This is a genomic window from Streptomyces sp. NPDC028907 (assembly GCF_055564995.1).
Genome location: NZ_JBVHVE010000020.1, coordinates 75,802 through 96,863, shown reverse-complemented (window position 1 = coordinate 96,863; position 21,062 = coordinate 75,802). Strand labels below are relative to the sequence as shown.

Annotated in this window: 7 protein-coding genes; 2 read left to right on the top strand and 5 right to left on the bottom strand. The window is 73.6% G+C overall.

All coding sequences use genetic code 11. From position 1 onward, the window contains the following. Positions 1-161 precede the first annotated feature (161 nt). Positions 162-788 carry an NADPH-dependent F420 reductase gene (locus tag ACZ4UU_RS40280; protein WP_471908394.1) on the top strand — a complete coding sequence of 209 codons (627 nt, stop codon included), beginning with the start codon at positions 162-164 and terminating at the stop codon, positions 786-788. A 5-nt stretch (positions 789-793) separates the two neighbouring features. On the opposite strand, the gene ACZ4UU_RS40275 is transcribed toward ACZ4UU_RS40280, so the two are convergent. Next, positions 794-1,585, bottom strand: coding sequence for a maleylpyruvate isomerase family mycothiol-dependent enzyme (locus ACZ4UU_RS40275; protein ID WP_471908393.1), 792 nt, complete (start codon positions 1,583-1,585; stop codon positions 794-796). A gap of 136 nt (positions 1,586-1,721) precedes the next feature. Between ACZ4UU_RS40275 and ACZ4UU_RS40270 the strand changes: the two genes are divergently transcribed. Further along, entirely contained in the window at positions 1,722-2,456 is a 735-nt protein-coding gene (locus tag ACZ4UU_RS40270; protein WP_471908392.1) for a lipoprotein, read from the top strand. A gap of 166 nt (positions 2,457-2,622) precedes the next feature. Here the strand turns inward: ACZ4UU_RS40270 and ACZ4UU_RS40265 are convergent, their stop codons facing one another. From ACZ4UU_RS40265 to ACZ4UU_RS40250, 4 genes are all read right to left on the bottom strand, one after another. Then, positions 2,623-3,432 carry an alpha/beta fold hydrolase gene (locus tag ACZ4UU_RS40265; RefSeq protein ID WP_471908391.1) on the bottom strand — a complete coding sequence of 270 codons (810 nt, stop codon included), beginning with the start codon at positions 3,430-3,432 and terminating at the stop codon, positions 2,623-2,625. Between the two features lie 67 nt (positions 3,433-3,499). Then, positions 3,500-4,651, bottom strand: a complete 1,152-nt coding sequence (locus ACZ4UU_RS40260) for an alpha/beta hydrolase (RefSeq protein ID WP_471908390.1) — start codon at positions 4,649-4,651, stop codon at positions 3,500-3,502. Continuing rightward, positions 4,648-7,203 (bottom strand): thioester reductase domain-containing protein, encoded by a 2,556-nt coding sequence (locus ACZ4UU_RS40255; protein WP_471908389.1) that lies wholly within the window; start codon positions 7,201-7,203, stop codon positions 4,648-4,650. Before ACZ4UU_RS40255 ends, ACZ4UU_RS40260 begins: the two co-directional genes overlap by 4 nt. A 60-nt stretch (positions 7,204-7,263) precedes the next feature. After that, complete coding sequence (locus ACZ4UU_RS40250) at positions 7,264-20,976, bottom strand: SDR family NAD(P)-dependent oxidoreductase (protein ID WP_471908388.1); 13,713 nt, start codon at positions 20,974-20,976, stop codon at positions 7,264-7,266. Positions 20,977-21,062 lie beyond the last annotated feature (86 nt).

Below are 21,062 nucleotides of genomic sequence, written 5' to 3'. Positions count from 1 at the left end.
GCCTGCGGGACGCTCCGGGCGACGACAAACAGCCTTGCCGGTTCGGCAAATCCGCCGGGAGGCCGGGGACGTCCAGGGCCGCAGGCCTACGACCTTGGTGCCGGTACTGCTGAGCCCGCGGCCCGATCCGCCGGGGCCGTCGCCCCGCCTAGCGTCGAGCCATGCGTATAGGACTACTCGGCACCGGCAACGTCGCACGGGCACTCGCGCAGGGCTGGCGAGCCGCAGGACACGACACCCTGCTCGGATCCCGCGCGCCGAAGGAACGAACGGATCTCGGCCTGCCCGTCGCGGACTTGAGCGAGACGACGGCCCACGCGGAGGTGCTCGTGAACGCGACCCCGGGCAACGTGTCCGTTCAGCTGCTGCGCTCCATCGGGGCGTCGGCCCTGGCCGGCAAGGTGCTCATCGACGTCGGGGTCGGCCTCACGGATGACTACACCGAGCTCTCGCACCCGAACAGCAGCCTGGCGGAACAGATCCAGCAGGCCTTCCCGTTGACGCCCGTCGTCAAGACGCTCTGCACGATGGACTCGACCGCGATGATCGCCCCGGACAGCCTCGAAGGGCCGAGCACCGTCTTCCTCTCGGGCGACGACGCCGCGGCCAAGCAGCTCACCGGCCGGCTGCTCACCGACCTGGGCTGGCCCCCGTCGTCCCAGCTGGACATCGGGGGCGTCACCACCGCACGCGGACAGGAGCACTTCGCGCTGCTCTTCATGGGGATCGCCGACGGCCTGGGCGCCCACACGTTCAACATCAAGGTGGTCCCCCGCCTCGCCGACTAGCCAGGTCAGCCCTCCGGCGCCTCCAGCCAGAATCCGGCGCGGGTGCGCCAGAGGTCGAGAAGCGCCGTGTCTCCCTTGGTCTCGACGGCGGTGGTGGGCCGCTTGTAGAAGTACAGGAGGAGGTCGGTCACGGGGCCCCGCGCGACAGCGGTGGCACGGTCCGCTCCGGGCCCCCAGGCGGGGCGCTCGCCGGTGAGGTCGACGAGCCACTCCCCGGCGTCGGTGGCGTCGAAGTGGAGCGTACGGGCCGGGCCGAGGAGGTCGGGCAGGTCCGGCCGGGGCTCGAACGCCTCGGGGAAGGTGGAGAACTCCAGCCATTCCTGCACCGCGTCGGTGGCGAGGTCGCTGTCCAGCGCGAACTGCGTCCCGGCCGTGAGGGCCGCGTCGGCGCGGTGCACAGCGGTCTCGTAGGTCATGCGGCGCGCCCAGAACGCCACCGGCGCCGACCGGTCGGCGGAGGGGTTCCACGCCACTGCGTCGGCCCCGGCGGCGCGGAGGGCGGAGCTCAGCAGTGCCGCGCCTTCCACGAGCCACGGGACGAGGGTCGACGCGTCCTCGTCGGCGTAGGCGATCAGGTCGTTCACCAGGTCGTCGGGGATCGGGCCGGCTGCGCGGGTCCGTACGATCTCCTCCGCCCACCGGTGGTCGCCGCCCACATGCCGCAGCAGCTGGCCCAGGTTCCAGCCGGGGCAGGAGGGAACCGGGGCGGTCAGGTCCGCGCCGCGCACCTGGGCGGTGAGCCGTTCGGTCTGGGAGACGATCTCGTCGCAGTAGCGCTCGAAGCTCAGCGAGGTCATCGGCTCATGATGCCCGAGGGACGGGATGCGCCCGGCGGGGATATGGGAGCCGCCTTGTCGGTGGTCTCGGATACTGTATGCCGCCTGAACAAGATCAGTGTGCGGTCCAGGGCGTACAGGGTGGGGAGAGAATTCGATGTTGGTGGGGGCAAGACAGATACGGCGTCGGCTGGCCCAGGTGGCCGTGCTGGCCGGGGTGCTGTCGGGGTGTGCGGGGGCGGCAGAGGACGACACGAGGGCGTCGGCGAGCGCTTCGGCCTCGGCCGGCGCCACGGCATCGGCGGAGGCGGCCGGTGACGGTGGCTCGGCGGTGAAGAGCGGGGGCACCATCGGCGCCGCCGGATCGGCCTGCGAACTTCCCGTCACCTTTGACATCGCCCAGTACTGGGAGGCGGAGGCCATCGACTCCGGCACGGAGAAGGACGAGTCGGCCAGCGACGGCGACGGCTCCGCCGATGCCGAGAAGGACGAGCTGGCCCAGAAGATCGCCGACGCGTTCCTTCACCAGGGGACGGTCACGGCGGCCTGCGAGGTCGACGCCAAGCCTGCCGGGAACATCGGCTTCCTGCGCATCTGGACGGGCAAGCCGGGCTCCGGCGACCCGCGCGGCGTGCTGAAGGCGTTCCTGGCGGACGAGACCGGTGTGAGCAAGGCGAAGTACAGCGCGTTCAAGGCGGGCGGCGTCGCCGGGGCCGAGGTGAAGTACCTCGTCACCAGCGAGCTCATGGAGGAGACCAAGGAGGAGACCGCGCTGGCGGTCACCACCGAGAAGGGCCCGGTCGTCATCCACCTCGGCGGGCTGGACTCCGAGGAGCACCGGGCGATGCTGCCGGCGTACGAACTGGCCAAGAAGACCCTGCGGGTGAGCTGAGCGGCGGCTGGGCGACGGGGGTGTCCGGCGCGGGCGGACAGTGCGCCGCGCCGGACGTCGATGCGGAGCCGGTCAAGAGGCTGCGCAGGAGCCGATGGCGGGGGCCGTGGCGGTGCCGTTCTTCATGACCGTGAAGCCGAAGCTCGTCGACGCTCCGGCGGGGAGGTCACGGTGACGGTCGCCGTCCAGGTGCTGATCGCCCGCGCTCGGCGAGGAACGGGGCGAGGGCGGCCGTCAGCTCCGCCGGCTTCTCCACCGGCAGTTCGTGGCCGGCGTCCAGGACGCGGATCACGGCGTCCGGGTAGGCCTTGGCCATGCGGAGCATCTGGGCGAGGGGCAGTTGGATGTCGTGGTAGCCGTGCACCATGAGGGTGGGCGCGTGGATGTCGCCGACTCTGTCCAGCACGTCGAAGGCCCGCATGGCGCCGTAGAGCGTCATGACGACCTCGCGCGGGGTGTCGGCGGAGGCGCGGACGTACTCGCGGATCTCCTCGCGCGGGTGTCCGGGGGCGAAGGCACGCTGGATGTTGGCGGCGACGAACAGTTTGAAGGGGGCCAGCGTCGAGGCGGCCATGAGCAGGGCGCGGCCCCTGCTGTAGGCCATCCTGCCGATGGAGTTGACCAGCACCATGCGCTCCACGCGCTCCGGATGGCCGAGGGCGATGGTCTGGGCGATCATCCCGCCCATGGAGTGGCCGATGATCGCGAACCGCTCGATCCCGAGGTGATCGAGGAGGGCGAGGACGTCCCGGGCCAGATCGTCGATGCTGCGCACCCCCGCGCCGCTGCTCTCGCCGTGCCCGCGCAGGTCGAGCCGGACGACCCGGCGCGCCTCGGCGAAGTGAGCGACCTGGTGGTCCCAGCGGTGCCGGTTCGCCGTCCAGCCGTGGACGAACACCAGGGGCACACCCTCGACGTCGCGGGGGCCCTCGTCGTCGTACGTCAGGGTCGCGCCGTCGACTTCGAGCTGCGGCATGGGTGGCCTCCTGGGGTGCGGGTCTCTGGTTACTGACCGGTACGGTAACCGGCCGTGCGGGCTGCCGTCACCGGCGTTCTTCCAGGAAGTCGAGGATGTGCCCGAACACGTCGAGGGCCGCTCCCCTGCCGAGGAACGTGTCCAGGTGGCCGTAGCCCGGGATCTCGGTGTACGTGACGTCGAGTTGGGGTTGGCGGTGGGCGAGGACGTCGCGGCAGAGCCGTTGGGAGTCGAGCCACAGGCCGTTCTCGCTGCCCGCGAGGAGGAGGACGGGGGTGTCGATGCGGGCCGCCGCGTCCAGGGCGTTCTGCGGGAGGGCCCGGTAGCGGTGGTCGGTGTCGTGCCAGCGGACGACGGTGCGGGCCAGTTCGATCCGGCGCAAGTGCGGCAGGATCCACAGCGGGGCGGGGCCGAGGAGGTCGGCGAGGCGGTTGTGGGTCGTGTCGGTCAGGTGCTCGTGGACGAAGAGCGAGGCGCCGGTTCCCCAGGCCGAGTTGTGCAGGATCTGGCAGGTCGGGTCCGGGCAGGTCGCCCTGCGGGAGGCCAGGGCGAACAGCGGGGTGTACTTGGAGCGGAGGCCGACCTTGCGGAAGTCGACGGGGATGTGGTCGATACGGGACTTCAGCAGCTCTCCGGCCAGGGTCATGCGCAGGGAGGTGCGGCCCGCGAGCTTCGGGGTGAGGAAGACACCCTGCGAGACCACGCCCGCGAGGCCGGGCACCAGGCCCGCCGTCATGCTCAGGGAGAGGGTCAGGGAGCCGATGCAGTGGGCGACGACGAAGAGGGGGCGGTCGCCGATGCGGGTGCGGATGTGGGCGACGGCCTCGGGGATGTCGTAGAGGGCGACGTCGTCGTAGGTGTAGCGGCGGCCTGTCTCGTTGTAGGGCAGGCGGCAGCTGCCTCGCCAGTCGAGCAGCCAGGGTTCGTGGCCCTCGTCGAGGAGGGCGTCGACCAGGTTGCGGGTCTCGGGCAGCAGGAACATGTCGGACGACGCGGTGTGTCCGTGCAGGAACAGGACGGCGGGGCGGTCGTGCGCGGCGGCGCGGTCGCCGGGGTCGATGCGGGTCAGGCCGAGGCGGACGCCGTCGCCGGCGTGGAACGGGATCTCCTCGACGCGCGCCGGGTCGAGCCGGTGCTGGAGGGGGCGCAGGGTCGTGGTGGACCTGACCTTGCGCAGGGCCGGCCCGGCCGTCCTGGGGTTAGTCGTCCGGAAGATCATCGGTGGTGCTCCGTGGGGGTCTGGGGGCGGCGCAGGTCGAGCAGGTCCGCGGCGGCCCGGGCGAAGGGGCCGAGCAGACCGCGGCCCATCTCAAGGCCGAACCAGGCGAGCCAGGTCAGCTTGGCGGCACGCTTCTCCTGGCTGGTCAGGCGCGGGTCGACCTTGATGCCGTCGATCTGGTCGCGCACATAGGAGTCGGCTGGGACGACGACCTCGCCGGCCAGGTGTGCCGGTCCGCCCTCGCGGCCGAGTCGCACGGTCAGGGCGCGGGTCTGCCGCCAGACGTCGCGGCGGGCGCGAGCGTACTTGTGCCCCTCCAGCCACCAGCTGCCGCCGTCGGCGTCGGTCAACTCCAGCCGGTACCGGAGCAGTTGGTGGCGCAGGCCGTGCCGGTGCGGGATGCCTTCCTCGGGGCGGATCCAGATGTCGCCGCGTGCCACGGTCAGCGGCTCGGGGTGCAGGGCGGGGCAGGTGACATCGCCCCGTACGTCGACGCGGCGGTCCGTGACCAGCTGGTGCATGCTGGCGATGGAGAGGGTGAGGGACATCGACATCGGGCACGGGATGCCGGGTGTGTCGCCGCCAGGAGACGCCCCGTCAGGAATCGCTCCGTCAGGAATCGCTCCGCCCGGACCGTCGGCGACAGGACTGACGCTGCCCTCGGTTTTCTCGGAGAACCACAGGTAGGGCTGGTCGTCCTGCTGCGGGAGGCGGGCCAGGCCGTCGCCCGCGAGCCGCTCGAACGTCTTCAGCTGGGCCCGGGCGCCGTAGCGGGCGGCGGGCGGCAGACCGAGGGCCTCGACGAGCGCGGTGGTGCGGTCGGCCGTGGCGGCGGGGCCCTTCAGGGTCGCCTCGCACAGTTTCAGGGCGGTGGGACTCTGCAACACGCGGCTGAGGAAGGTCAGTTCGGGGATCGGGTCGGCCTCCAGTCGGGCAAGGGCATCGACGCGCCACTCGTCCCAGTCGTGGACACGGACGTGCATGCCGCCGAACGCCATGTCCCCTACGACGTCGTCGAGGGTGTTGGGGACGCCGGTGAGGTTGTAGTCGAAGCCCCAGGCGTCCGGTTCGCAGACGACGGCGACCGCGACGCGGCTGACCCAGTCGACGGGGGCGGCGTTCAGGTAGCGGAAGGCGGGGACCGTGCGGAAGCGGCCGAAGGCCGAGACCAGCCCGCTGCTGAGGTCCTGGGGGTTGTACGCGCCGGTCTTGGTGTGCCCGCCGATGCCACCGGGGCGCAGGGCGGTGACGACGAGGCCGTGGTCGCGGGCGCGGCGCAGGGCGACCTCGGCGGCCCACTTGGTCTGGTCGTATCCTGCGACGAGCCGGTCGATGTGGGCGAGCGGGTCGTCCTCGCCCATGGAGGGGATGCCGACCTCGTTGAAGACGGCGATGGACGAGATGTGGTGCAGCGGCTTGGGACGTCCGGTCGCCGCCAGTTCGGCGAGGGTGAGGGCGCCGAGGACGTTGCTGGTGCGCAGGGACTGGTAGCCGCGCAGGAAGTCCACGGCCGCCGCGACTCCCACGATGCTGTCGAGTTCGTGGGCGAGGGTGTTCCAGAGGTCGTCGGACAGGCCCAGGCGGGGCCGGCGGATGTCGCCGGGGAGCACGGTGATACGGCGGCGGACCTCCGACGACCAGGGCAGCCCGTACTTCTTCAGCGCCTCACCGAGCCGGACCGTGGCCGCCTCCTCGTCGGCGGCGCGGACCAGGCAGTGGACGTGGGCGTCGCTGTGCCGCAGCAGGTCCAGCAGCATGTGGCTGCCGAGGAAGCCGGTGGCGCCGGTCAGCAGGGCGCGGCGGGGCGGGACCGGGTCGGGCGAGGCGGTGAAGGGGAGGCGGTCGGCGAGGGCCAGGTCGGCGAGGATCTGGGTGAGGTCCTCGGGGCGGGCGGTGGAGGCCGACGGGGTGTTGTGGGTGCGCGCGGCTGCGGCGGGTGATGGAACGGGCCGTGTGGCCACGGGGGTGGCCGTTTCCGACAGGGCGGTCGAGGCGGCGCTGTGCGGCGGACGCGCTTGCACGGCAGGGAGCGGAGTCGGCCGTGTCGCCAGGGGATCGGCCCTTTCCGGCACCGCAGCCGACGGGGCGCTGTCGGGGAGCGCGGCCACGGCAGGTGGCGGAGCCGGCCACGTCGCCTCGGGGCCGGCCGCTTCCGGCGCGGCAGCAGCAGTTCCCCTGACGTGCATGTGGCTCTTGGCCAGCGCGATCGGCCTCGCGTCGGCGAAGACCTCGTCCAGGTCGAGCGACACGCCCAGCTCCTCCTCCAGCGCCGAGACGAGTTCCACCGCGCCCACGGAGGTGCCCCCGGCGTCGAAGAAGTCGGCGTCGGGCGCCAGGTGTCCCGCGGGGACGTGGCGGCCCGCGACGGCCGCGATGGCGCTGGCGATCTCGTCGGCGTCATGTGCCGCCGGGGAGCTCTCGACGGACGCGGCCGAACCCGTGACCTTGGCCAGCAGGTCGGAGACGGTCATGCCGACGCCGCCGCGCTCGATCGCCTCCGCGGTCGCCCGCTGGTCGGCGCCTGCCGACACGTTCTCGTTCACCTCACGCATGGGAGCCCTTCACGGTGTCGCCCTGCCCTTTCCTCGTTGCTGTCCGCGTCTCTCGTACCGTCACGGGCGTCGCCAGGAGCGGAACGTCCGAAGGTGTTCCGGAGTGACCACGGTCTCCAGCCGGTCGTCGTCCTGGTCTCCGCCGCCCAGCGCCGACAGCAGGCGTCGGGCCGGGGTGTTGCGCGCGGTGCGTTCCGCCGTGAGGCGGACCTTCGCGCAGTCCAGCTCCTCGGCGCGGTCGGCCAGCCAGCCCAGCAGGCGTTCCTCGACGCCGCGGCCGAGTGCGCGGCAGCTCATCAGCCAGGCCAGGACGTCGAGCCGGTCGCCCTCGCGGTGTACGGCGAGGAGGCCTATCTGGCCGTAGTCGCCGAAGCGGTCCCGGGCGGTGGCCGTCCAGACCTCGCCGTGCTCGCGCCAGCGGGCGACGTCGCCGCCGTCAGCCGAGCGTGCGCGGAGCGTGAACTGGTTGGTGCGGCGCACGAGTTGCTCCGCCCGCTGCACGTCGGCCTCGGACAGCGCCCGGACGTCCACCTCCAGCTCCAGCTGTCCCAGGAACTCCTCGAAACCGGCCTCCGCGCGGACGGCGTCCCGCTCGCGTTCCTGCTCGTAGAACCGCGCTCGCAGCGCGTCCTCGGCGGTGGCGGCCGCGGGGACCAGCGGCCACAACCGGCCCAGGAACTCCGTCAGTTCGTCCGCCGGCGGGCAGGTCACCGACAGCACCTGCGGGAGCGCGGCGCGCATCTTGGCGATCTCGGCCGGGTTGTCGTCGAGGAACAGGAAGCTGTCCAGGCCGAGGTCGAGCGTGTCGGCGACATCGGCGAGGCGGGCCGGCTTCGGGTGCCAGGCCGCGGAGATCACGCTGAAGTGTTCCGCCTTCAGCGGGCTGTCCGGGCGGTCCAGTACGGCGCGGACGACGTCCTCGTCGTTGTTGCTGACCAGCACCAGCAGCGCGCCGGCCGCCCGCCAGTGCAGCAGCCTGCGGGCGAGCAGGGAGCGCGGACCGGTCAGGTCCACGGCCCCGGGGCCGATCTCCCCGGCGACGCCGCCCCACAGGGTCTCGTCGCCGTCGACCGCGATCACCTTGGGCGCCGGACGGCGTGCGGCGCGTACGGCCTCGGCGAGGCGGAGGGCCACGGCCGCCTGGAAGGGGGCGGTGAAGGGGAGGTGGGCCAGGTGTTCGGTGCGTTCGTCGAAGCGATCCGCGACGGGGTGGTGGCGGGTCCAGTCGTCGGGGCCGAGGACGGCGATACCGGGCACCTCGGCCAGCTCGGCGGCGACCTCCTGTTCCCAGCGGCGCAGGCGGTCCTCCTCCTGTGCGGTGGGCAGGAAGCCGACGATGAGCGGCTTGCGGGTGCGCTTCGCCACCGCACGCAGTGCCTGCGGGTAGGCGGTGCGCAGTTCGGCGAGCAGCGTGTCGTCGACCGGGCCGAAGCGTTGCAGGTCCGTGGCCCGCAGCAGGACGACGCCGGCCGTCGTGGCCGGGTCGGCGAACACCCCGGACGGGTCGCGCAGGCCCGCCAGGACGTGGTGGTACGGGGCCTCGGCGACGGTGGTCGGGCTGTCCGGTGCCGCCGCGGCGAGGGCCGTCTCGCACATCACGGGCAGATTGCCCAGCGCGAAGGTGGCGGCGAGGGCGAGCCTGTCGGCCTTGGCCCGGGCCGGAGCGGCGGCCGGAGCAGCAGCGGCCGGTGCGGGAATGCGCGCCGGGCCCGTCGGGTCGTCGGCCGTCTCCGCCAGCAGCCGCAGTAGCTCCTCCCCCAGCTCGGCGACCTCAGCCGCGTCCAGGATGTCGAGGTTGTGGTCGAGGCGGATACGGCCCGCGTCCGGGGTCATGGTGATCATCAGGTCGAGGTCGGAGTAGCCCGTCCCGGCCGGAAGCACCTCCAGGGCGGTCAGTCCGCGCGCGGCGCGTACGTAGTTGAAGTACACCTCCACCAGCGGCGCGTTCGCCCGGTACAGGCCCTGCCGGGCCAGCGCGGGCAGCACGTCGGAGAACATGGCGCCCTTGGTCAGCACCCGCTCCAGCCGCCCGTCGGTGCGGCGCAGCACATCCTCGACGCGCTCCGCCGGGTTCGCCTCGGCGGGGAAGGGCACCGGCACGCCGAAGAAGCCCACCGCGTCGTAGGCGTCGGCGTGGATGCGGGTGTCCACGGGCACGGCGAGGACGAAGCGGTCGCGCTCGCGCTTCCTGGCCAGGAGGACGGTGAGGGTGCCGAGGCAGAAGGCGGCGGGTGTCACGGCCAGGCGGCTCGCGGCGCTGGAGATCCGGTCCATGAGGCCGTCGGGGATCGGCAGGGTGACGCTGCCGGCCCGGTAGGAGCGGGTCTGCGGGCGCGGTCGGCTCAGGGTCAGGTCGAGGCGTGCGCTGCCCCGGAAGGCCTCGCGCCAGTCGTCCGCGTCGGCCGGCCCGTTGACCTGCCCGTCGGAGCCGCCGGTCTGGCCACCGGTCTGCTGGGCCTCGATCAGCAGATGGATGTCGCGGTTGGCGATGGTGTCGTCGAGCGCGTCACCGGAGAGCTCGGCGTCGATCTCGCCCGCCACCAGCAGCAGCGACTGGAGATCGCTGACCGCGTGGTGGGCGCCGTAGACCAGGATCTGGCCGCGCTCTGCGCCGTCCAGCAGCTCGAAACGCCACAGGGGCGCGGCGGTCAGATCGAACGGCGGTTCCAGAAGCCCGCGCAGCCGGTCGGCGGCGTCCAGAGCCGTGTCCGGCGCAACGACCGTCCACCGCAGCGGCGTTTCCGGCAGTTCGCGGTCCACCCTCAGCTGCCGTCCGCCCTCGTCGGCGGTGACGACGGCGGTGCGCAGGGCGGCGTGGCGTGCGGTGAGGCGGTCGAGGATGCCCGTGAGGGTCTCGCGGGTGGTCGGGGTGGTGAGGCGTACGGCGAGGCCGACGGCGTGGGCCGCGTCGGGCATGCCCGGCCCGGCGCTGCGCAGCAGGCGTACGACATCGCGGGTCGCGGGGTGCGGTTCGGTCGCCGGTACCTCGGCGGTGTACTGCGGCTCGTGCGGTGTCGTGGTGTCCCGTTCGGGCAGCGCGGTGCTCAGAGCCTGGGCGAGGCCGCGGATGTCGGCGGCCGAGAAGACGGTGGCGGCGGGGAGCTCGACGCCGAGCTCGCGGGCGAAGGCGTTGCGCAGCCGCACCAGCATGAGGGAGTCGAGGCCGAGTTCCTTCAGGGCCGTGGTCGCGGACACCTGGACCGCCCCGCCGGAGACCTCGCCGACCCGGGCGCGCACGTATGCCTCAAGGCGTACGGCGCGTTCGGTGTCGGTCGTCGCCGCGAACACGTTCTTGACGAGGTCGTCCGTGTCGGGCGTGCCGGTGGGGGCGGTGACCAGGTCGGCCAGGACCGGGCGGGTACGGGCGGCGTCGGGGTCGAGGGCCAGCAGGTCCCAGTCGAGGGCCATGGGGGCGAGCTGGCGGCGGGAGGTCGTCAGCACCCGCTCGAACAGCTCACCGCCGTCCTGCGCGGAGAAGGCGAGCAGTCCGGAACGGGCCGTCTCGGCCTCCCGTACGCCGGACGCGGACACCATGCCGACGCCGGCCCAGGCGCCCCAGTCGAGGCTCAGCGCGCGGCGGTCCCGCAGGGAGAGGTGATGCGCCCAGGCGTCGAGGAAGGCGTTGGCCGCGGCATAGGGGCTCTGTCCGGCCGAGCCGAGCAGGCCCGCCGCCGAGGCGAACAGGACGAAGTCCTCGGCGTCCGGGGTCAGTTCGGTGAGCAGGGCGGTACCCAGGACCTTGGGTCCGAGGACGCGCAGGACGCGCTCGTCGGTCAGGCCCGCGATCGTGGCGTCGTCGAGGACGCCGGCCGCGTGGACGACGCCGGTGATCGGGCCGAGTTCGTGGCGTACGGCGTCCAGCGCGGCCGCCAGTCCCGCGCGGTCGGCGACGTCGGCGCGGGCCAGGTGCACGGTGACGCCCCGCTCTTCGAGCCCCCGGATCCAGTCCAGGGCGTCCGCGTTCGGTGCGCTCCGGCTCATGAGGGCCAGCCGACGGGCTCCCCGGCGGGCCAGTCGCTCGGCGACGACCCGGCCGAGACCGCCCAGACCACCGGTGATGAGATACGCACCGTCCGGGGAGGTCGCGCCTTGCCCGGAGTCGTCCGGGCGGGTGCGGGTCAGCCGGGGTACGAGGCGTGCGTCGTCCCGCAGTGCGACGAGACGTTCGTCGTCGGCGTGCCACAGCTGGGTCCACAGGGCGTCGGCGCCGTCCGTGGGCGGGAGGTCGACGAGGGTGGTCCTCAGCTCGGGGTGTTCCTGTGCGAGGGCGAGACCGAAGCCCCAGGCGAGCGCCTGCTGAGGGTGCGTCACCTGGGCGCTGTCACCGGCGGCTTGGCTCCCCCGGGCGACGACGAAGAGGCGGGGCGCCTGTGCCCGGTCGGCGAGTGCTCGCACCAGGTGCATGGTGCTGAGGCAGCACAGCCGGGCCGCCTCCTCGGCCGTACGTCCGTCCTCGATCGCGGGGGCGTCGAGCGCGGAGAGCTGCACGACCCGCTGGGGAGTTTCGTGGGCGAAGGCCTCGTCGAGCAGGCGCGCCAGCTGGCCCGGGTCGGCCGTGTCGAGAACGTACCGGCCGGGGCCCTCGGCGGCGAACTCCTCGCCCCTGCGGGCGATCACGCAGGGCACGGAGGTGCCGAGTCGCTCGGCCAGATCGGCGGCCACGCCCGACTCGTCGGCCAGGACGAGCCAGCTGCCTGGTGCGGGCGGCTGGTCGGCGGGCGGGCGCGGCCGCCAGCGGGTCTCGAACAGCGCTCCGTCCAGCGGTGAGAGCGCGGCCAGTCGGAACTCCTCGGCCTCCAGCAGCAGTTGGTCCTCGTCGTCGTACAGGCGAAGGTCCAAGGTGGCGGTGTCGCCGGACACGGACCGCAGCTCGCAGGTCACCCAGGCGGGGGCGGTGCGCAGCCCTGTGTGGCGCAGGCGTCCGACCCCGGCGGGTACGAACGCCCGTCCCTGGGGTGCGTCAGCGGGCAGTGCGGCCGTGTGGAAGGCGGCGTCGAGGACGGCCGGGTGGAGCAGATGGCCGGCGGCGGGCCGGTCGGCCAGGCGGGCGACCGCGGCGGTGTGGGAGCGGCGGCCGGACTCCAGGCCGCGGAAGGCGGGTCCGTACTCGATGCCGAGGGCGGCGAGGGTGCCGTAGACGGTCGGGAGGTCGGCGGGCTCCGTGCACCGGGCGCGCAGTGTGGCCGGCTGCTCGGTCGGGTCGGCTGTGGTTTCGGCGGGAGTGACGGCGATACGGCCGTCTACGTGCCGTTCCCAGCGGGCGCGCTGTCCGTCGGTGTCCCGGGCCGAGGAGATCGTGAAGTCCCGGACGCCGTCGACGGCCGGCTTCAGGACGAGTTGCAGGCGTGTCGGCCGGGACTCGTCCAGGCGCAGCGGCTGGAGGAGGCCGACGTCGCGGAGCCGTACCTCGCCGCCGCCCTGCACGGTGGCGGCGGCCTCCAGCGCCATGCCCAGGAAGGCGGCGCCAGGCAGCCAGACCTCTCCGGTGACCCGGTGGTCCGCCAGATAGGCGAAGCGGCTGTCGCGCAGGTCCACCTCGGTCTGGAAGAGGTGCCGGTCGGCGTCGTCGCTGGCCTCGACATGCGTGGCCAGCAGCGGTGAGGCGCCGGTCGCGGTGGCCGGGGCGGGGGCTAGCCAGTGGCGTTCGCGGGCGAAGGCGTAGGTCGGCAGGTCGACGCGGCGGCCGGCCGGGAACAGCGCGGACCAGTCGGGCGTGTGCCCGGCCGTGTACAACTCGCCCAGCCTGCACAGCAGTACGTTCCGCCCGCCCCGCCGACGGCGCAGCGAGCCGATGCTCACCGCGTCGATTCCGGCCTCGGCCGCCACGGCCTCGATGGAAGACCCGAGCGTGGGGTGCGGGCTGAGCTCGACGAAGTAGCGGTATCCGTCGTCCAGCATGCGGCGGATGGTGTCCGCGAAGCGGACCGGTTCGCTGAGGTTGGCGTACCAGTAGGCGGGGTCCAGACGGTCTCCGGGCACGGGTTCCGCCAGCACGGTCGAGTACAGCGGCACCGCGGTCCGCGACCCTCGGATGCCGGGGAGGCGGTCGAGCAGGTCCTGGCGGAGCGGGGCCATGAGCGGGGTGTGGGAGGCGAACGGGGTCGACAGCGGCCGGGCCTCGATCCCCTGCTCGTCGAGGCCGCGGCGCAGCTCGTCCAGCGCGTCGGCCGCACCGGAGACGGCTGTGGAGTGGGGGCCGTTGACGGCCGCGACGAACAACCGGCCGGCGTAGGGCGTGAGGAGTTCCTCGACCCGTGGGCGCGGCAGGTCCAGGGACAGCATGCCGCCCTTGCCCGCGACCGGTACGACCGCCCGGGCGCGCCCGGTCACCACCTTCACGGCGTCGTCCAGGGTGAGCGCGCCCGCGCTGTACGCGGCGGCGACCTCACCCAGGCTGTGCCCGGTCACGGCGTCCGGGGTGACGCCGAGCGAGCGCCAGGCGGCCGTCAGTGCCGAGTTCACGGCGAACAGCGTCGGCTGGAGATATTCGGTGCGCTCCAGCGGGGAGAACTCCTCCGGCGCCCGCAGCGCGTTGAGCACCGACCAGCCGGCCTGCCGCTCCACCGCCTCGTCGATCCGGGTCAGCTCCTCGTGGAACGCCTGCGACTCGGCCATCAGGTCCAGGCCCATGCCGGGCCATTGGCCGCCGTGCCCGGCGTGGACGAAGGCGACCTTGCCCGTCTGCTCCTCCCGGGGTGACGGCAGCGGGAGCCGGCCCGCCGCCAACTCACCTAGGACGGAGCGCAGTTCGTCGCGGTTCTCGGCCAGGATCGCGGTGCGTCGCTCGAAGTGGCTGCGGTGGTGGGCCAGGGTGTGGGCGGTGTCCGACAGCGCGGTATCGGCGTCGGAATCGACGGCTGCCAGGTGGCGGGCCAGTGCGGCGGCCTGTCCGCGCAGGCCCGGCTCGCTGCGGCCGGACAGGACGAACAGCCGCTTGCCCGGGAGGACTTCGGCCGACCGCTCGGCGGTCTGCGGACCCGCCTCCTCGACGATCACATGCGCGTTGGTGCCGCTGATCCCGAAGGCGCTCACGCCCGCACGTCGGATCCGCCGCGCCGACGCGGGCCAGGCGGTCTCCTCGCGCAGCAGGTGCAGTCCGCTGTCCGCCCAGTCGACGTGGCGGCTCGGGGTGTCGGCGTGCAGGGTGCGTGGGAGGGTCTCGTGGCGCAGCGATTGCACGACCTTGATCAGGCCGAGCACACCCGAAGCCGCCTGCGCGTGCCCGATGTTGGACTTCAGTGAGCCCAGGTGGAGCGGGCGGCCCCCGGGGCGCGAGGCGCCGAAGACCTCCGCGAGGGCGTTCGCCTCGATGGGGTCGCCGAGGGTCGTGCCGGTGCCGTGCGCCTCGACGTGGTCGAGGTCGGCGGGCGTGAGTCCGGACCGCTCCAGTGCCCGTCGGATCACCTGCTCCTGAGCGGGGCCGTTGGGCGCGGACAGCCCCTGGCTGCGGCCGTCCTGGTTGACGGCGGTGCCGCGCAGGACGGCCAGCACCGGGTCGCCGTCGCGCCGGGCGTCGCTCAGTCGTTTCAGCACGACCATGCCGGCGCCCTCCGCCCAGATGGCGCCGTCGGCGCCGTCGGAGAAGGAGCGGCAGCGGCCCGTCGGCGACAGGCCGCGCAGCCGGCTGAACTCGACGAAGGTCTGCGGCGTGACCATCAGGGTGACACCGCCGGCGAGCGCCAGATCGCACTCCCCCGCGCGCAGCGCCTGGGCCGCGAGATGCACGGCCACCAGCGACGACGAGCACGCGGTGTCCACGGTGAGCGCGGGGCCGTTCAGTCCGAGGGTGTACGCGAGCCGGCCCGAGGCCACGCTCAGCGCGGAGCCCGTGCCGACGTAGCCGTCCAGCTGGTCGAGCCGGGTGCCGGACAGGTAGTCGCTGCCGAACATGCCGACGTAGACACCGGTGGTGCTGCCCGCCAGGTCGGCGGGCACGATCCCGGCGCGCTCCAGCGACTCCCAGGCCGTCTCCAGCAGCAGTCGCTGCTGCGGGTCCATGGCCGCCGCCTCCTTCGGGGTGATGCCGAAGAAGGCCGCGTCGAAGGAGTCGATGTCGTCCAGGAAACCGCCCTCGCGGGCGTACGACTTGCCGAGCGCGTCCGGGTCGGGGTCGTACAGCGAATCGACGTCCCACCGACCCGCCGGGAACGGCCCGACCGCGTCCCGTCCCTCCGCGACAAGTCGCCACAGCCCCTCCGGGTCGCTCACGCCGCCGGGCAGCCGGCAGGCCATGGCGACGAGGGCCACCGGCTCGTCCGACGACAGCGCGGGCGCGGGCTTGAGCTCATGGCTCGGGCTGCCTGTTGTCGCGAGGACGCCGGTGAGCAGGTACTCGGCGAGGCGCGTGGGTGTGGGGTGGTCGAAGAGGAGGGTGGCGGGGAGTTTGGTGCCGAGGCGGTTGCTGATGCGGTTGCGCAGGTCGACCGCTGCCACCGAGTCCATGCCGAGGTCGCGCAGCGGCTGGTCGGGGCGGACGGATTCCGCCGAGCGCAGACCGAGGGCGTGGGCGGCCTCCTCGCGTACCAGGGCGAGGACACGTGCGGGACGTTCGGTCTGCGGCAGCCGGGCCAGCCGGTCGGCCAGGGTGCGGCCGCCGGCCTGAGCGGGGCGCGCGGGGAGCAGCGAGCGCCACAGGGCGCCTTCGGGTGCTGCGGCCCGCAGGCGGGGCAGGTCCAGGGCCCAGGCGACCAGGTGGGCGGAGTCGCGGCGCAGGGCGAGCTCGGCCAGCTCGCGGCCCTGGTCGGGGGTGAGGGCGCGATGACCCAGGCGGGCCATCCGCTCCAGGTCGGCATGCTGTGCCGCGAGCCCTTCGCCCGCCCAGGCGCCGAAGGAGACCGAGACTCCGGCCAGGCCCAGGGCGCGTCGATGGTGGGCGAGTTGGTCGAGGAAGGCGTTGGCGGCGGCGTAGTTGGCCTGGCCCGCGTTGCCGACGACTCCCGCTGCCGAGGACACCAGGAGGAAGAGGTCGAGCGGCCGGTCGGCGGTGAGCCGGTGCAGGTGGGCGGCGCCGTCGACCTTTGGGCGCAGCACCTGTGCGAGGCGCTCGGGAGTCAGCTCGGCCACCACCCCGTCGGCGAGGACCCCGGCACAGTGGACGATGCCCCGCAGCGGCGACTCGTCCCCGATGCCGTCCAGCAGCCCGGCCACGGCGGCGCCGTCCGCGACGTCGCACGCGGCGATCTCCACCTCGGCGCCGAGTGCGGTCAGCTCGGCGACGACGTCCGCAGCACGGGAGTCCTCGGCTCCCTGACGGGACGTCAGCAGCAGGCGGGGAACGCCGTCCTCGGCGAGCAGGCGGGCGATGCCGCGGCCCACCGCGCCGAGGCCTCCGGTGATCAGGACCGTGCCGTCGGCGGGGATCCATGCCGAGCGGTCGGACGGCGCGGGACGGGCCCGTACGAGGCGCGGGACCAGCACCTCACCGTCGCGCAGGGCTAGTTCCGGCTCGTCGGCACATGCTGCGACGGTGAGCAGCGGGGGTTCGTCACCGTCGAGGTCGAGCAGGGTCAGGCCGAGTCCGGGGTGTTCGGCGCGGGCACCGCGGGCGAGGCCCCACAGCACCGACTGGGCGAACCCGGGAACCGTGTCCCCGTCGGCTGCCGCGACCGCGCCCCGCGTGACCCAGATGGTGCGCGCGGGCGCCCGGTCCGGTGGGAGGGCGATCAACGTCTGGAGTTCGGCCAGCGCGGTTTCCGCCAACTCCTGTGCCGTCCCGGTCGGTTCGGCATCGGGTGCGGTGCGGGGCCAGACGCGTACGACGGTGTCGGCGCCCTCGGCGGTGATCTGGACGCCCGCCGCTCGCAGGTCGCGCAGGGCCGTCGCGACAGCCGGGTCCGACCCGTCACCGTGGACGGCCCATGCGGTGCCGGGTGTGCCGGCCTGCGTCTGCGGCCCGGCTGTCCACGCCACCTCGTACAGGTGGCGGCCGTTCTCCGAGGCGCTGTGGAGGTCGGCCGGGTTCGCGGCCCGCAGGCGTACGCCCTCCAGCCGGCCTGCCGGGAAGCCGTCGGGGTCCCACAGGGTGACGTCCAGGGTGATGTCCGTACCGGAGGCGTCGGCCCGGCGCACGGACGCGATCAGGTCTGTCGCCGTGCCGGGCGGCAGGGCACAGCGCGCCATGGCGACGGGCAGCAGGACCCGCTGCTCGGAGCTGTCGAGGGCGGCGGCCGCATGGAGGGCGGCGTCGAGAAGTGCCGGGTGAACCGGGAAGGGGTCGGTGGTGTCGCGGGCCACGGGTGGGAGCGTGAGGCGGGCCAGCAGGGTTGCGTCGCCGGTGACGATGGCCTGTCGTACGCCTTGGAAGGCCGGGCCGTAACAGAGGCCGAGGCCGGTCAGCCGCTCGTAGGTGTCCTCGTGCCAGGCCGGTTCGGCCGTCTCGGGCCACGCCGGTGGCTCGTCGGCCGGCACCGCAGCGGGCTCGGCGGCGGACGCGGTGGCGTGCAGGGTCCAGTCCGTGGCCTCCTGGCCTCGGGGACGGCTGTGGATCGTGATCTCCGGGGCGGCGCCTGCGACGACCACCTCGACGGACACCTCGACCGTGCCGGTGGCGGGCAGGGTGAGAGGCGCGAGGAGGAGCAGGTCGCAGACGTCTGCGGGGGTGTCCGGGCGGGTCGCGGCGAGGGCGGCACGGCAGAGTTCGAGCAGGGTGGTGCCCGAGACCACGGTCCGGCCGAAGACGGTGTGGTCGGGCAGCCAGTCGGCGGTGGCCGGGGACCACTCGTCGCGGAAGGTCCAGCGGGTCCGGTCCGCCGACTGGAGCTGGATGCCGAGCAACGGGTGTGCGGCGCGGTCGAAGAGCCCGGGCGCGGTGGCGGCGGCAGCGGGCTCGATCCAGTGCCGCTGTGCGTCCCAGGCGTAGGTCGGCAGATCTGCCGGAGCGGTCGGCGGGACCGGGCGGCGCCAGTCGATGTGCCGTCCGTGGACGTGGAGTTCGGCGGTGGCGCGGTCCAGACAGGCGGGGCCGTCCTCGTCGCGGCGGAGGGATCCGACCGCGACGAGGTCCTCGTCGATGGTGCGCAGGGCGGTGAGGAGCGCGGGGTGGGGGCTGAGCTCGACGAAGCGGCGGTAGCCGTCGGCGGCCATGCGCTCGACGGTGGGCGCGAAGCGGACGGGTTCGCGCAGGTTGGTGTACCAGTAGTCGGCTTCGAGTTCCTCGGTGACCGGCTCGCCCGTGACCGTGGAGTACCAGGTCACGGGTGTGGGAATGGTGGTGACTCCGTCGAGTTCGTCGAGGATCGTGGTGCGGAGCGGCTCGACCTGGGCGCTGTGGGAGGCGTAGTCGACATCGAGGCGGCGGACGAAGACCTGCTGCCGGTCGAGGTCGGTGAGCAGGGCCTCCACGGCGTCCACGGCGCCTGCGACCACGGTCGAGCGGCCGCTGTTGACGGCGGCGACGCCGATCTCGCCGCCGTGGTCGGCCAGTCGGGCCTCGACGTCGGTGTGCGGCAGGGCGACGACGGCCATGGTGCCGGTGCCGGACACGGCGGTCAGCGCCTGGCTGCGCAGGGCGACCACGGCCGCGGCGTCGTTGAGACTCAGCGCACCGGCGACGCAGGCGGCGGCGACCTCTCCCTGGCTGTGTCCGACGACCGCGTCCGGCCGGATGCCGCGAGCGCGCCAGACGGCGGCCAGCGACACCATCACGGCGAACAGGACCGGCTGGACGACGTCGACACGCTCCAGGTTCGGGGCGCCGGTGTCACCGCGCACGACGGAGGTCACCGACCAGCCGGTGAACGGGCGCAGGGCGGCGTCGCAGCGGTCGAGTTCGTCGGCGAACACGGGGTCACGGTCGAGCAGGTCGCGGGCCATGCCGGCCCACTGGGAGCCCTGCCCGGGGAACACGAACGCCAACTTGCCGGGGGTGAGGGCGTGTTCGGGGCCGGTGATCAGCTCGGTGCCGGGGCGGTCCTCGGCGAGGTCCCGCAGGGCGGTGAGCAGTTCGTCGCGGTCGCCCGCCCGGACGACGGCCCGGTGCTCGAAGTGGGTGCGGTGGTGGGCCAGTGTGGCGGCGACGGCGGGGAGCGGCGCCTGCGGCTGCTGTTCGAGGCTCTCCAGAAGGCGGCCGGCCTGTGCGCGCAGGGCGGGGAGGGTGCGGGCGGAGAGCGGGAAGAGGGTCGTCCCGGGGAGGTCGGCGGCCGGTTCGGCCGGCTGTTCCTCGGGTGCTTCCTCCAGTACCACATGGGCGTTCGTGCCGCTGATCCCGAACGCGCTCACCCCGGCGCGCCGCACCCGCTCAGGGTGGCGTGGCCAGGGCCGCGGCTGGTCGATCAGACGCAGTCCGCCGTGCGCCCAGCCGATGTGCTCGGTCGGGTTCTCGGCGTGCAGGGACGCGGGTATGCGTTCGTGGCCGAGGGCGAGCACGGTCTTGATGACGCCGGCGATGCCCGCGGCGGCCTGGGTGTGGCCGATGTTGGACTTCAGGGAGCCGACGCCGAGGGGGTGCCCCGCGGGCCGGTCGGGTCCGAAGACGGCGGCCAGGGCCCCGGCCTCGATCGGGTCGCCCAGCGGGGTGCCGGTGCCGTGTGCCTCGACGTGGTCCAGGTCGTGCGGCTGGAGCCCGGCGGCGTCGAGCGCTGCCCGCAACACCCTTTCCTGGGCTGGTCCGTTGGGGGCGCTGAGGCCCTGGCTGCGGCCGTCCTGGTTGATCGCCGAGCCCTTGACGACGGCGAGGACCCGGTCGCCGTCGCGCCGCGCGTCCGCGAGCCGCTTGAGCAGCACCATGCCGCACCCCTCGGCCCACACCACGCCGTCCGCGTCGGCCGAGAACGGACTGCACCGCCCGGACGGCGACAGTCCGCGCAGCCTGCTGAACTCGACGTGCCCGCGCGGGGTCACCAGCAGTGTCGCCCCGCCCGCCAGCGCGAGGTCGCACTCGCCGCCGGCCAGGGCCCGCGCCGCCAGATGCAGGGCGACCAGGGAGGACGAGCAGGCGGTGTCGACGGTGACGGCGGGGCCCTGGAGGCCGAGGGTGTAGGCGATACGGCCGGACGCCACGCTGGAGGCCGAGCCGGTGCCGACGTGCCCGTCGAGCTGGTCCAGGGCGGCCGAGGCCAGATAGCCGCAGTCGTAGAGGCCGATGTAGACGCCCGTGGAGCTGCCGTTCAGCGTGTCCGGGACGATTCCGGCGCGTTCGATCGCCTCCCAGCTTGTCTCCAGGAGCAGCCGCTGCTGCGGGTCCATGGCGGCGGCCTCACGGGGCGAGATCCCGAAGAAGGACGCGTCGAAGCGGTCGATGCCGGACAGGTAGCCGCCGCGCAGGGAGTACGCCTTGCCGGTGGCGTCCGGGGCTGGGTCGTGCAGCCCCGCGGTGTCCCAACGGCCCGTCGGTACCTCGGTGATGGCGTCCTCGCCCGCGGCGAGCAGTCGCCACAGCGCCTCGGGGTTGTCGGCGCCCCCGGGGAGACGACAGGCCATGGAGACGATCGCGATGTCGTCGCCGGACCGCGCGGGCGTGTGCTCTGCGGGCGGGGCCGCCGCCGGGACACGCGTGGATGTCTCGTCGAACACCGCCTGGGCGAGGGCCGCGACGGTGGGGTGGTTGAAGATCAGGGACGGGTCCAGGGTCCGGCCGGTGGCCGTGGACAGGTCTGCGGCAAGTGTCACCAACTTCCGTGACCCCAGGCCGAGTTCGGCGAGAGGCCGCTCCGGGTCGACGGCCAGCGGGTCGAGCCCGGCCGCCTCGGCGACGGCCGACTCCAGCCAGGCCCGCACACCGTCCGGTGTGGTGAGCGACGGCTCGGAGAACTGCTTCGGGGCGTCGTGCGCAGGCATCTGGAGAGGTGTCCTCGTGGATTCGGGCAGGGGGGTGGTGGCCGTACGGCCCGAGGCCGCGCTCGGCGGAACGGCTGTACGGGGCC